This is a genomic window from Commensalibacter sp. M0268, from assembly GCF_016101925.1.
Taxonomy (GTDB): domain Bacteria; phylum Pseudomonadota; class Alphaproteobacteria; order Acetobacterales; family Acetobacteraceae; genus Commensalibacter; species Commensalibacter melissae.
Map to the genome: position 1 here is coordinate 13,202 of NZ_JACFPQ010000004.1, position 12,353 is coordinate 25,554.

Below are 12,353 nucleotides of genomic sequence, written 5' to 3' on the forward strand. Positions count from 1 at the left end.
TCATTTATAAGCGAGGGGTAGCGACACCCATCTGTTTCATGTATTTGCCATTTTTATCGGCATAACTGACTTCACAAGGTTCACTGCCCTTGAGAAAAAGAAGCTGGCAGATTCCTTCATTCGCGTAAATTTTGGCAGGAAGGGGAGTGGTATTACTGATTTCAATCGTAACCTGCCCCTCCCATTCAGGTTCCAGAGGAGTGACATTTACAATTATGCCACAGCGTGCATATGTTGATTTTCCCAGACAGATGACCAAGATATCTTTTGGAATACGAAAATATTCCACGGTTCTGGCCAGAGCAAAGCTGTTGGGCGGAATCACGCATACATCTGTTTTACGGGTTACAAAGCTGCTTGGCGTAAAATTTTTAGGATCTACAATGGCATTGTCGACATCTGTAAAGATTTTGAACTCGTCTGCAACGCGGGCGTCATATCCGTAAGATGATACACCATAAGAAATTATTCCCTGACGATGCTGTTTATCAGCGAAAGGTTCAATCATTCCTTTTTCTTTAGCCATCTCTTTAATCCAGCGATCAGGCATAATTGGCATAAAGCTACTCCCTACCCTTAATATCTTTGCGTTTTAATTAAATAAATTTGAAATGATAAACAAGTATTTTGTAAACAAACCTTTACAAAAATTATTTTACGTCAGTGGTTCTCGCTCTTTTCTTTCACGCTGTTGCTTTTTTCTGCGTTTTAGATTCTCGCGTAACGCCGCGGCTTCCTTGTCGCGACGTTGAGTTATAGAATCTTTCAAAATTATTTTTTTTGGCTCACTATTCATAATGAATCAATTTACCTAATTTTTTAAAAGAATCAACAAAGCCTATTTTAAATGTTGGACTGCAAAAGCCGCAGCCGCTCCTAAAAGTCCAGGTTGTGGATAGGTCAGAATTTCAACAGGGATATCAGCCAGCATTCTTTCAAAGCGACCCTTATCAACAAACCGTTCTGCAAAACCCGAATGGGGAAGATAATCGGCTATAAGAAGACCGATGCCACCACTAATTACAACACGGTTGGCCAATTGTACCAGAGCCATGTCGGAGCAGAAAGTTCCCAAATTCAGACAAAACCGTTCCAGTGCAGCCGTGGCAAGATGGTCGGTACCCTTTAATGCGGCCTCCCATAGGTTGCTATCGCTGTGATGGGTAACAGGCAGTCCGGCATTTGCGCCAAGCGCATCATAGATATTACCCAATCCGGGACCAGAAATGATCCGTTCTGCGGAAACCCTGCGATAATGTTGTTTCAGGTACCGTAAAATACTGATTTCGATATTGTCACAAGGGGCATAAGAGGAATGTCCGCCTTCACTTGGAATAACGGTATATTTGTCTGTATCGAATGCAAGAGAAGCAACTCCCAGTCCTGTTCCAGGACCGACAACTGTGGTTATTCCTTGAGGACTTTCTTTTCTTCTTGGGCCACAAACATGTTTAAGATGGTCCTCTTGACAGTTTGCGATCGCATGTCCAATTGCTTCAAAATCATTTATCAGAACAAGCTTTTCCAGATTTAGCTGTTGGGGAATAAGGGCGGGCCGAATGATCCATGGACTGTTTGAAAATTTGAGAATATCACCTCGAATCGGACAGGCAATTGCCATGGAGGCTTGTTTAGGCAAAGGACGGCCAACCTTTTGTCCAAAGGCATCCCATGCAAGTTGCAAAGTTGCATAATCTGCTGTTTTTAAAATGGTTTCGCTGTCAATGGTAACGACCTGTCCATTTTGTATCCTGGCAATTGCAAAACGTGCATTTGTCCCTCCGATATCTGCAACGACAATTTCAATGGGAGCATCAACAGGAGTGGAGTTATTCTTGGAGTTGGACATAATAAAAATCTCCATTTAAGAGGATTAAAACAAATAATATTAACAATATTTTTGTTCACATAAATTTGAATTTAATTTAAGGATTTTTAATATTTTTTTCAACTTTTTGTTAAATTCGTTAAGGCATTTTTTGGGTAAAGATTAAAAACAATCTCTTTAGATTATTGCGAAGCGGTTGTGCTCGGTAAGGTTAAGTTAATCTCTGGATGTGTTGTTATTATAAGCTGCATAGCTTGATTGACTTGTTTCAGGGATAGAGATTGCGATGAAATGGGTGTGATCAGACGAGCCTTACGTACAGTAACAAGATTATTCACAAATTTTTGTCGGTTTTCCAAATCTATTGTCGCGGAATAATAGCAGTTTTCCTGATCTCTTTTCTGAAGAATGAGATTGATGCCCTGTTTTTCTGTTTTATCATTCAGGTAGAAAATAATTCCCGTATTTGGCCAAAGTGGCGTTACGGCATTGAGTGTGATTTTTTCAGCTGAAAAGGAAATATATAAGATTGGTGCAGCTCGGGACATTCTCTCATTCCACCAGGCAAGTGTCGGTGGATTAGATTGGGGATAATATAACCATTCCCCAAATTTTATGTTTTCGTTGGTTTGCCGGGTTATTTTTTTTGTTTTTAGAGTTTCAGAATATGTTGTCACAGAATAGGATGTTGTAAATAAACTCACACCCAGAACAAATAATTGACATGTTTTTGATAAAGAAATCATGGAATATGTTACCCTTCATAAATTAATTCTAGAGTAAAGGTTTAAAACCGAAGTTTAAAGCAAAAACTATGATTTGTTCTGGTTTATATAAATTAAATTTGATCTTTCATCATGGATTGAGCCTTTTGCAAATCCTCTTGGACCTTTTCTTTCAACTTGGGAACGCTTCCTTTAGGACTCATGATGCATAGTCGCCAATTTTTATTTTTATCATGTTGGTCAGGGTCACCGCTTCCCCAGCACCAGCCTTTATCTTTCATCTTTTTTAAATAACTGTTACGTGTTGTACACACTGATTTTCTGGTTGGACTATTTAATGGTTCTGAGGCATGATCAATACATTTTTTGACATAATAATTAGCCTGTTGAAAAAGAGGCACTAAATCTGGAGACATCCCGTCAGGAGGGGTAACAGGTTCAGGATTTGTTTTTCTTGTGACTAGGGGAGGGGGGGCTTCCAGATTTTTTTCCTTGATTACATTCATGAAAGAATTCAATGCAGATCGTTCACCATTCATGTCAATTGGAATTGAGGTTGAAATCGAAAGATTCAAAATCATTGGTGAACTGTGTTGCAAAGCATTAATGAATTTTGTGATGTTATCTGTGTAGATAGCGGTAGAATAGGTTACCCAGCCATTATGATCCCTTGTCTTGTTTAGGGTCACGGAAACTTCCCTGATGTTCCAGGTTATGTAAGGAAGCTTGAATTCCCGATAAGTATTTTTTTTGGCTGTTACATCAAGGGTTATTCTGTGTTCGGAAGGTGTAATATATAAATTTAAATTGGAAGTTGAATTTCTGTTCCAGTTAAGGGAGGCATGATTTTTACCGACAATCACATTCCAGTCATGAAAATCTTTTTCTTTAATGATGGAATGAATTTCCTCATTTTTTATTGTGGAAGGATAAGTTTTAGGATCAGGGGAGGATGAGGCCGTTGAAATATTGGCGAATGTTGAGAGTGGAAAAAAAGTTAAAAGGTAAAATAATTTACGCATTGGAATACCTGATTGCCTCGAAAAAGAATTAATTGCATTATAATATGAAAGTGGTAAAGCAAAGCAAAGAATATTTTTATTAAATAATGTTTTATAACTTCCATTATTTTATTACAAGTAAGGAACAGTAAGATATAATTCGTATTTTTTCTAAATTGTATTTTGTAAGGATGGTATTGTTAAAGTGAAAGCACAAAGTTTAAAAGATCTGGCGGCACGTTCTCCAGTGACTGAAAATTTATATAATCAGCATGGCTGTAACGATGTCATGACGGCATTTAATATCGCTAATCACTTACATTTATACGGTTTTTTAGAAGAGGCAGCAGCTTTTTATCAAGAGGCGATTAATTATCGTAAATTAGAAGCCGAAGCACATCCACGCGAAGCTATATTATTGCAGGTTAAACTGTTGTGTTTGGTAAAGGCCGGTATAGATCTGGATGAAAAAGATTGTCAAAGGTTGCATGAGCTTTCCCCATCCTTGATGAATTATATTAGGGGTGTTGAAGAATATAGATGCGGAAAAATTGATGCTTTACAGGCGATAAAGAAAATTGATCATACTTTTGAACAATTTCATACAGGTGAAGAAATTGATGCTATTAACGTTGGTTTAATTTATGATGCATTGAAATCTGATATTTTCCCTGAGAGAATGGTTAAGAATAAGATTCCTCAATCTATTTTTTTTTACTGGGATCAGAATTTACCGGAGGATGTTAAGGAAAACATTCAGTATCATCAGAATTTCCAGCATTTTAAAGTAGAGGTTTTTGACAGGGATAGGGCTTGTGAATGGTTATATGGCTATTACGGGCGTGATGCCAGGGAACTTTTTCTAAAATCCAGACATCCTGCAGAGGCTGCGGATATTTTGCGCGTTCATGTCATTAATCTATTGGGTGGGTTTTGGGTAGATGCGGATTTGAAAATTGTTTCTGAAAATCAGTTTATTGAAATGATTCCGGCAAATTATGATGCGGTTTTTTTTCTGACGGAGGGAAATTTTGTTCATAATGATCTTTTTGGAGCCCAACCGCATAACGTTTTTTTAGAAGATTGTTTGTTGTCTATCTATCACAATTGTTATAAATATGATGGTTTATTTATTTCTTATAAAACAGGTCCGGGTGTTTTTATGAGAGCATTAAATAGAATTTATTCGCGTTGTATAAAAGAAAGAAAATTGAAATATCCTTCTTTGAAAATTTTGGATTCTTCATTTTTTTCCAAATTAACTGAACAATATCCAGTTGCATACAAACAAAAAGGGACCTGGAGTTCAGTTTGATAGTCAATAGTGGTCTCATATTTGAAATATTAAGCAATTTTAGAATTGAATATATAATTAAGGTAAAGTTAAAATTATGACTGATGATATGAATTTGGATGTTGGTTATGAGGAGATTTTATCTGTTTGTCCCCAAGCTTTGGATGTTTTCAAACATCATGGGGCAAAAGATTTAAATCCCTTGTTTGATATTGCAAACATTCTCTCGACAAATCATTTTTATTCCGAGGCAGCTTTTTTCTATAAAATAGCGTTTGATACCCATTCCAAAAGTCCAACCCAATATCCATTGGCTCATGTTTTACTTATGGCCCGTCAGGTTGCTTTACTGAAAGCAAGTCTGCCGTTAAAGCAGGAAGAACTTGAACAGTTAAAAAATCTATGTATTCCTTTATATAATTTTGTGGTTGGATGGAAACAATATAGAGAAAACAATGATGCTTTTAATGCCATTCGAATTATGCAAAATTGTTATGAGGAATTTCATACCGGTGAGGAAGCCGATACAATCTATCTTACAATTATGATGAATATCTTTAATCCTGTATCATCGATAGGGATTAAAAATAGAGAAGTGGGTAGGGCCGATTTTAGTGTTATTCCCAATAATTTATTTTTATATTGGGATCAGAATCCTCCGGAGGAAATAAGTAATAATTTTCAATTTCTAAAAGAACTTGGTCATTTTAGCCTAAAAATTTTTGATAAGGCGGAAGCAACAGAGTGGTTATATCAAAATTACGGTGTTGAAGCACGGCAAATCTTTCTTTCTGCTCGTCATCCAGCTGAAGCGGCGGATTTTTTAAGAGTTCACGTTATTAACTATTATGGTGGCTGGTGGCTGGATGCTGATATTCAGATTCAATCTGTTGAAAAATTTTACTCAATAACTCCTGCTATTTATGATCATGTATTTTTTCTAACGCATAATAATGTTGTTCATAATGACTTTTTTGGTTCTGTTGCGAAAAGTCCTATTCTAGAAGAATGTATGTTGAGTCTTTACCGGAATAGTTATTTGCATCAGGGTTTATTCATTGCCTACAAGACAGGCCCAGGAGTGTTCGCGCGTGCACTGAACCGTCATTTTTATCGTGCTTTGCGTGGAGAGGCAAAATATCCATCCTGTATATTATTGGATCATCAAAAATTTGCCGAGGTTATAAGGGAGTTTGATACACCTTATAAAGGAACAACTACAAGCTGGATGGCTGTTTGAAGAATAGTTGATTGTTTATCAAAATTCAATGACAATGGGGGCATGGTCAGAAGGTTGGGTTTTGGCTCGTTCCTCTTTATCAATCCAGCAATTTTTTAATTGTTCAGTTATTTTTGCTGACAATAGAACATGGTCAATTCGAAGACCTGCATTTCGTTGCCATGCAGCTTTGGTGTAATCCCAAAAACTATATTCGATTGTATCAGGATGGAGAATGCGAAATGCATCCGACAGACCCAACCATAAGAGCGTATAAAAACCCTTTCGGCTTTCCGGACGGATCAATGCGTCATCGGAAGAAAGTATATTGGTGGTTAAATCACTGTCGGTGGGGCAAATGTTGAAATCACCTGCAAAAATACAGTTTTGTTTGTCGTTCAATAAGGATTGGGCATGTTTGATTAATGCATTGATAAAATCCATTTTGAATTGAAATCCCTCTTCGCCGCCGGAATTACCATTTGGCAAATATAAATTGCAGAGATGAATTCCTCGACTCTCAATCTCGAGATATCGAGCATGGTCTTTTGTATTCTGTAGATCAGGTAAATCCGTATGAAGCAATTTATAGGGATGGCGGCTTAAGGTGGCAACCCCGTTATAGGCTTTTTGTCCATGTACGATAACATGATAGTCTAAGGCTTTAAAACTTTCCGATGGAAACTGTGCGTTCTGGCATTTGATTTCCTGTAAAAAGAGCCAGTCAGGTTGTTCTTTTTGAAGCCATTTTTGAACATGGGAAAGTCTTTGGCGAATAGAGTTAACATTCCAGCTAGCAAGCTTCATCAGGATAATCCTTGGTATGAAAAGATACAAATTGAATTCCAGTCAAATTAATCTCATTATATCTTGATGGCAAGGGTGGACAGATTATCCTTTTCGTCTCTAAGCTTTGATTTTTTGTGATTGGAAAAAATAAAATTCCGGATGATTGGATTATGTAAAGTCGAGAGTGCTGTATTTTAATCTAACACATATATGATTGTAGTCATTGAATTTTGGTCGTATTTTAAAATAAATTGAGAGCTATATACTATTACAATTTTATAATGATATAATTAGAATAATAAATGATCAGGATAATTTAAATTGATTATGTTGGATAAATTTAGGCGTGGCAATCATGAATCTAGCACCTTATGCCGTTCAGGAAAAAACAGCTCGGGGACGATTTTATCCTGAAACGGAGGCACAAGGTCGTAACCCCTGGCAAAGAGATCGGGATCGTGTAATCCATTCTACAGCTTTTCGTGTATTGCAATATAAGACACAGGTTTTTATCAATCACGAGGGTGATTTTTTTCGAACTCGTTTGACGCATTCGTTAGAAGTTGCGCAAATTGCCTGTTCTGTTGCTCGCGCTTTGAAATTAAATGTGGATTTGACAGAATGTTTGGCGCTGGCACATGATTTGGGACATTCACCCTTTGGACATGCTGGAGAAAGGGCTCTGGCAAAGATGATGCAGGATTATAACGGTTTCAGTCATAATGACCAGTCATTAAGACAGGTAACGTTATTGGAGCAACAATATATTGCCTTTAATGGACTCAATTTGACTTGGGAAAGTTTAGAGGGATTAGCCAAACATAATGGGCCGGTTGACAATCCCGACCCTTATTTAGAACGGATTAATCGGTCATATCCCTTGGATTTGTTCAATTATGCATCAGCGGAAGCCCAAATAGCATCAATTTCCGATGATATTGCCTATCATAGCCATGATTTGGATGATGGTTTACGTGCGGGATTGATAGAATTTAAAGATTTGGAAGATCTTCCCGTTGTTGGAGAGGCTTTATATGAAGCAAGAAAACAAATGGAGCAATGTAAATTTAAGGATAGTCTTCAAAAGCGTTTGAGATATGAAGTAATAAGACGGGTTATCGATTGTCTGGTTCGTGATTTGAAAAAACAGACTGCTGACAACTTAAGCGGTTTGAACCCGAAGACGCCAGAGGATATCAGGAATTGTACATATGGGATCGTGCAATTTAGTCCTAAAATTATGGAAGGCAATCAAAAAATTCGTAAATTCTTGTATCAGAATTTATATTCGCATTGGCGTGTCAATCGTATGAGTCGAAAGGGGGAATTGTTGGTTCAGCATTTATTCGAGATTTTATCTGAAAATGTTGATTTGTTACCCAAAAAATGGCAAATACGTGCCTTGGAGGCAGGAAAAAGAAAACAGAAATCAGGTATTTTACGGGTTATTACGGATTATATTGCTGGTATGACAGATCGTTATGCAATAGAAGAGTATCAAAGACTGACCGATTTATCTATTTTGTCGTAAAAATCTAAATAATTTGTTGGATGGTTCAAAGTCTTGTTTAGGGTATGGTCAATTTTATTTTCAGGATTGCTGATTAATTGGGTATGGATAAGGTGTTTATAAAGAAAGATAATTTTTGTATGGCTGAGCAGAATTTATATGTTTCCTTTTATCATTGTGTTATAAAGGCCTTGCGACAAATATTACCTGATTTGTCAGAAGATTTGATAAAAAGAATTGAATTGACACCTACACGTGATGTTTCACATGGGGATATGGCGACGAATGCAGCCTTGATTACGGCAAAAATTGCCAAGCGTCGGCCACAGGAAATTGCCAAGGAATTGGCTGAACGCCTGCAATCTGTTTCTGGTATTGAAAAGGCTGAATCTGCTGGGCCGGGATTCGTGAATTTGAAATTGGCCCCTTCTGTTTTTCAAAATCTCGTTTCAACGATTTTGCAGATACAGGAAGCGTATGGAAACAGTCAGATTGGAAATAATATCAAAACCAACATTGAATATGTATCTGCCAATCCGACAGGGCCAATGCATGTTGGTCACTGTCGTGGCGCGGTCGTTGGGGATGTGTTGGCCAATTTGATGGCTAAGGCTGGTTTTGACGTTACCAAGGAATATTATATCAATGATGCAGGTAATCAGGTTGTTGCATTAACATGGGCAGCCTATTGGCGTTATGTCCAGGTTCTTGAAGGAGATTGTTCCCCGGCTGATTTTGAAGAGCGTTACAAGGCGTACATGCCAACCGGTTTGCAATACCAAGGAGATTATCTTATTCCAGTTGGACAGGATCTTGCTCAGCAATATGGTAAGACATTATTGGAGGGCGTAGAACAAAAACCGTTTCCAGCATGGTTTGAAAAAGTTAAACAGTGCGTTTTGACTCATATGATGCATGATATCCGTCAAGATCTAAAAGCTTTAGGTGTTTTGCAGGAAGAATTCATCTCAGAACGTGCAATTCTTGAATCTGGTATAGCCGATCAGGCAATTCGGATATTGGAAAAAAAGGGACTGGTGTATACAGGTATACTGGAACCTCCCAAAGGGAAATTGCCAGATGACTGGGAAGCTCGTCCACAAACACTTTTTAAATCAACGGCTTATGGTGACGACGTGGATCGTCCCTTACGGAAATCTGATGGCAGTGCAACATATTTTGCTAATGATATAGGTTATCATTATGATAAAATAAAAAGAGGTTATCAGATTCTATTGGATGTATGGGGTGCAGATCACGGTGGGTATGTTTCCCGTATGAATGCGGCAGTAAAAGCTCTAAGTCCAGTGGATGTGTCAACTGATTTTGAAGTTATTTTATGTCAGATCGTTCGAGTTGTTCGTAATGGTGAGGTTGTAAGGATGTCCAAACGGGCAGGCACTTTTGTAACATTACGCGATCTGATCGATGAAGTTGGAAAAGACGCGGTGCGGTTTACCATGTTAACACGTAAATCTGATGCGCAAATGAATTTCGATCTTGAACAGGTTGTTGCTCAAACCCGTGACAATCCTGTTTTTTATGTTCAATATGCGCATGCAAGATGCCGTTCCGTTTTGCGTTCTGCTGAAGAGATTTTTGGTCAAGAGCGATTAACGGCCTCCGCTCTGGCAAAAACGGATCTATCCAATATCAGAAATGAAGAGGAATTAGCGATTATGCGGCGACTTGCACAATGGCCCCGTACAGTTGAAAGCGCCGCCTTGATGCGTGAACCACATCGTATTGCCTATTATTTGATGGAGCTTGCATCAGATTTTCATGCATTGTGGAATGCCGGACGGGATGATGCGACTTTACGCTTCATCCAAAAAGGTGATGTTCATGGCACGTTGGCCAGAATGGCGTTGATTGAAGCTATTGCAAGTGTAATTCGTTCTGCTATGCAGGTCTTGGGAATAGAACCAGTTGAGGAAATGAGATGATGGATCAAAATTCACCTGAACCCCCTAGAAAAAGATCATTTTTTGATGATGATTCCATGGAAGCCTCTCGTTCGGGTCAGGGTAGAGAGAATATGATGCGTGGACAAGACCCACATATGAATCCTGCCCGTGAAGATGATGGACGATTGTCTCCACGTCAAAATCATCCTGATCCAAATGGCAGGGAAAGAATGGCATCACGTTATCATGAAGAAGACGATGAAGAAGACGAATATGATGAGGATTATGATCGTCGCGGACAGCCACGTTTCGCATTTATGCAGAATTTATTTCATGGAGATTCCTCGACACGTCGATTAGCCTATGCCGCAGCGGGAATTGGCGGTATTTTATTGCTTTTCATTGGAGGGTGGATGATGTCTCATGCAGGACATCAGGGTATTCCCGTTTTTGAACCGCCTCAAATTGCTGCCAAGGAAAAACCTTTACCGGAAAACAACACAGAAACTATTGGTATGGATAAGGCTGAAGGTCAAATGGAAGCGAATGGAAAACCTGTTCTTGCGCCTGGACCTGAACAGGCTGACCCATCGGCATTAGCTGCACAATATGGAACAGGCAATTCAACAGCCTCTAATAATCAGACTCCCGCAATGACCAATGTGAATGGCAATGTTATGGATAATGGAGTATCGTCTCCCAATAATGTACCTTCGGTTGCAGTTCCATCGACGGCAACGTCATCAATGGGTAATGACTTGCCAGAGAATAAAAACAAAAAGCAGGCACAATCAAAGGAAGATGAGGGTAATGTCTCTGATGAACAATCGGATGAGGCAGAAAAATCTGTTGTGCCTGTTCCTTCAAAAAAACCTATTCGGCATCATCGTCAAGATAACGGTAAAAAAGTCCCTTCTGTAAAATTGGAAGAAAAACGCGTAGGAAATGGTCATTTTATTGTGCAGTTGGGTGCATTAGGGTCAAATGCTGCAGCACAAAAACAATGGCAGGTCATGCGCAAAAAAGCTCCAGAGTTATTGGGGCAATATTCTCCCACCATTCAAAAGGCTAATGTTAAGGGTAATACGATTTATCGAATAAGAATTAAGGGTTTTACCTCCAAGACTCAGGCAAATAGTTTTTGTAGCCAATTGAAAACGAAAAGTCTTTCTTGCACGTTGGCCAATTTTTAATCTGGTTTTCATAAATCTGGTATAACAATGCGGCAATCGGATCTTGTTCATGAGACGGAAATGGAAAATCATTCTTCTTCATGGAATGATGAGACTTTCATTGTTCGGCTTGATGGATTTGAAGGGCCGTTGGATATGTTGTTGCAATTGGCTAAAACCCAAAAAGTTGATTTAACTCAGATATCAATTTTGCCACTGGTTGAGCAATATCTACAAATTATTGAATCTGCAAAAAAAATAAGATTGGAGTTGGCAGCCGACTGGTTGGTTATGGCGAGTTGGTTGGCATGGTTGAAATCATGTCTGTTATTGCCGCAAAAAACTGATCATTTTGGCGATACTGAACAGGCGGTTGATTTACTTCAAGAACGTTTGCAAGGGCTGGAACAAATCAATAAAGCGGCATTGTGGATGCAGGAGCGACCTTTATTGGGGAGCGAGGTTTTTGCCAGGGGATATTATGAAGATCTTACTTCAGTGGATTCCTCTGGATTGATATTGGATAGTGCACGTTTTATTGACGCATATATTCGGATATTCCATCGTAAAAATAAAAAAAGGGAGTGGCGAATTCGATCGTTTCATTTTTGGACGGTCAAAGATGCTCTAAATCGTTTGAAACGTTTACTCAAATCTCATCATGTACCTGGATGGCATGCGTTGGATGCTTTTCTACCCCGTTGGGAGGCGGTTAATAAAAAGGATCAATCACCTGTCCAACAACAGCAACAATGGAAAGCTGCCTGGTGCGGAATGTTACTGGCCGGATTGGAACTGGCAAAGCTTGGTGAAATAAAGCTTGATCAGCAAGAGCAGTTTGGTCAAATTCGATTGCAATCACGAAATGACGGCCAATCCTATCATCAAAATTTGGAAGCGGAATGAGG

At 38.7% G+C, this 12,353-nt stretch carries 12 protein-coding genes; 6 read left to right on the forward strand and 6 right to left on the reverse strand.

Annotated elements, in window-relative coordinates:
- Nucleotides 1–4: 4 nt before the first annotated feature.
- From dcd to H3R28_RS07255, 5 genes are all read right to left on the reverse strand, one after another.
- Nucleotides 5–559, reverse strand: coding sequence for a dCTP deaminase (gene dcd, locus H3R28_RS07235; RefSeq protein WP_110439350.1), 555 nt, complete (start codon nucleotides 557–559; stop codon nucleotides 5–7).
- A 96-nt stretch (nucleotides 560–655) separates the two neighbouring features.
- The gene (locus H3R28_RS07240; RefSeq protein WP_196424823.1) at nucleotides 656–796 is read right to left on the reverse strand and encodes a hypothetical protein; all 141 of its coding nucleotides are present in this window, start codon (nucleotides 794–796) and stop codon (nucleotides 656–658) included.
- Between the two features lie 42 nt (nucleotides 797–838).
- A complete protein-coding gene (gene glk, locus H3R28_RS07245; RefSeq protein WP_155566321.1) occupies nucleotides 839–1,849 on the reverse strand; it encodes a glucokinase in 1,011 nt (336 codons plus the stop codon).
- A gap of 161 nt (nucleotides 1,850–2,010) precedes the next feature.
- Nucleotides 2,011–2,574, reverse strand: coding sequence for a hypothetical protein (locus H3R28_RS07250; protein WP_198210495.1), 564 nt, complete (start codon nucleotides 2,572–2,574; stop codon nucleotides 2,011–2,013).
- Between the two features lie 92 nt (nucleotides 2,575–2,666).
- Nucleotides 2,667–3,575, reverse strand: a complete 909-nt coding sequence (locus tag H3R28_RS07255) for a hypothetical protein (protein ID WP_198210496.1) — start codon at nucleotides 3,573–3,575, stop codon at nucleotides 2,667–2,669.
- Nucleotides 3,576–3,759: 184 nt separating this feature from the next.
- Between H3R28_RS07255 and H3R28_RS07260 the strand changes: the two genes are divergently transcribed.
- Together H3R28_RS07260 and H3R28_RS07265 are read left to right on the forward strand one after the other, a co-directional pair.
- Nucleotides 3,760–4,869 (forward strand): hypothetical protein, encoded by a 1,110-nt coding sequence (locus H3R28_RS07260; RefSeq protein ID WP_198210498.1) that lies wholly within the window; start codon nucleotides 3,760–3,762, stop codon nucleotides 4,867–4,869.
- A gap of 76 nt (nucleotides 4,870–4,945) precedes the next feature.
- Nucleotides 4,946–6,088, forward strand: coding sequence for a hypothetical protein (locus tag H3R28_RS07265; protein ID WP_198210499.1), 1,143 nt, complete (start codon nucleotides 4,946–4,948; stop codon nucleotides 6,086–6,088).
- Nucleotides 6,089–6,106: 18 nt separating this feature from the next.
- Here the strand turns inward: H3R28_RS07265 and xth are convergent, their stop codons facing one another.
- Complete coding sequence (gene xth / locus H3R28_RS07270; protein WP_198210502.1) at nucleotides 6,107–6,874, reverse strand: exodeoxyribonuclease III; 768 nt, start codon at nucleotides 6,872–6,874, stop codon at nucleotides 6,107–6,109.
- Between the two features lie 337 nt (nucleotides 6,875–7,211).
- On the opposite strand from xth, the gene H3R28_RS07275 reads away from it, so the two are divergent.
- The 4 genes from H3R28_RS07275 (at nucleotide 7,212) to H3R28_RS07290 (ending at nucleotide 12,351) form a co-directional block, all read left to right on the forward strand.
- Nucleotides 7,212–8,387, forward strand: coding sequence for a deoxyguanosinetriphosphate triphosphohydrolase (locus H3R28_RS07275; protein WP_110439357.1), 1,176 nt, complete (start codon nucleotides 7,212–7,214; stop codon nucleotides 8,385–8,387).
- 119 nt (nucleotides 8,388–8,506) lie between these two features.
- Nucleotides 8,507–10,312 carry an arginine--tRNA ligase gene (gene argS, locus H3R28_RS07280; protein WP_198210504.1) on the forward strand — a complete coding sequence of 602 codons (1,806 nt, stop codon included), beginning with the start codon at nucleotides 8,507–8,509 and terminating at the stop codon, nucleotides 10,310–10,312.
- Nucleotides 10,309–11,466, forward strand: a complete 1,158-nt coding sequence (locus H3R28_RS07285; protein WP_198210506.1) for an SPOR domain-containing protein — start codon at nucleotides 10,309–10,311, stop codon at nucleotides 11,464–11,466. Before argS ends, H3R28_RS07285 begins: the two co-directional genes overlap by 4 nt.
- 27 nt (nucleotides 11,467–11,493) lie before the next feature.
- A complete protein-coding gene (locus H3R28_RS07290) occupies nucleotides 11,494–12,351 on the forward strand; it encodes a ScpA family protein (protein WP_232351269.1) in 858 nt (285 codons plus the stop codon).
- Nucleotides 12,352–12,353: the final 2 nt, after the last annotated feature.

Coding starts and splice junctions, on each gene's coding strand:
- dcd (WP_110439350.1), bottom strand. CDS start 559: ATGCCAATTATGCCTGATCGCTGGATTAAAGAGATGGCTAAAGAAAAA.
- H3R28_RS07240 (WP_196424823.1), bottom strand. CDS start 796: ATGAATAGTGAGCCAAAAAAAATAATTTTGAAAGATTCTATAACTCAA.
- glk (WP_155566321.1), bottom strand. CDS start 1,849: ATGTCCAACTCCAAGAATAACTCCACTCCTGTTGATGCTCCCATTGAA.
- H3R28_RS07250 (WP_198210495.1), bottom strand. CDS start 2,574: ATGATTTCTTTATCAAAAACATGTCAATTATTTGTTCTGGGTGTGAGT.
- H3R28_RS07255 (WP_198210496.1), bottom strand. CDS start 3,575: ATGCGTAAATTATTTTACCTTTTAACTTTTTTTCCACTCTCAACATTC.
- H3R28_RS07265 (WP_198210499.1), top strand. CDS start 4,946: ATGACTGATGATATGAATTTGGATGTTGGTTATGAGGAGATTTTATCT.
- xth (WP_198210502.1), bottom strand. CDS start 6,874: ATGAAGCTTGCTAGCTGGAATGTTAACTCTATTCGCCAAAGACTTTCC.
- H3R28_RS07275 (WP_110439357.1), top strand. CDS start 7,212: ATGAATCTAGCACCTTATGCCGTTCAGGAAAAAACAGCTCGGGGACGA.
- argS (WP_198210504.1), top strand. CDS start 8,507: ATGGCTGAGCAGAATTTATATGTTTCCTTTTATCATTGTGTTATAAAG.
- H3R28_RS07285 (WP_198210506.1), top strand. CDS start 10,309: ATGATGGATCAAAATTCACCTGAACCCCCTAGAAAAAGATCATTTTTT.
- H3R28_RS07290 (WP_232351269.1), top strand. CDS start 11,494: ATGCGGCAATCGGATCTTGTTCATGAGACGGAAATGGAAAATCATTCT.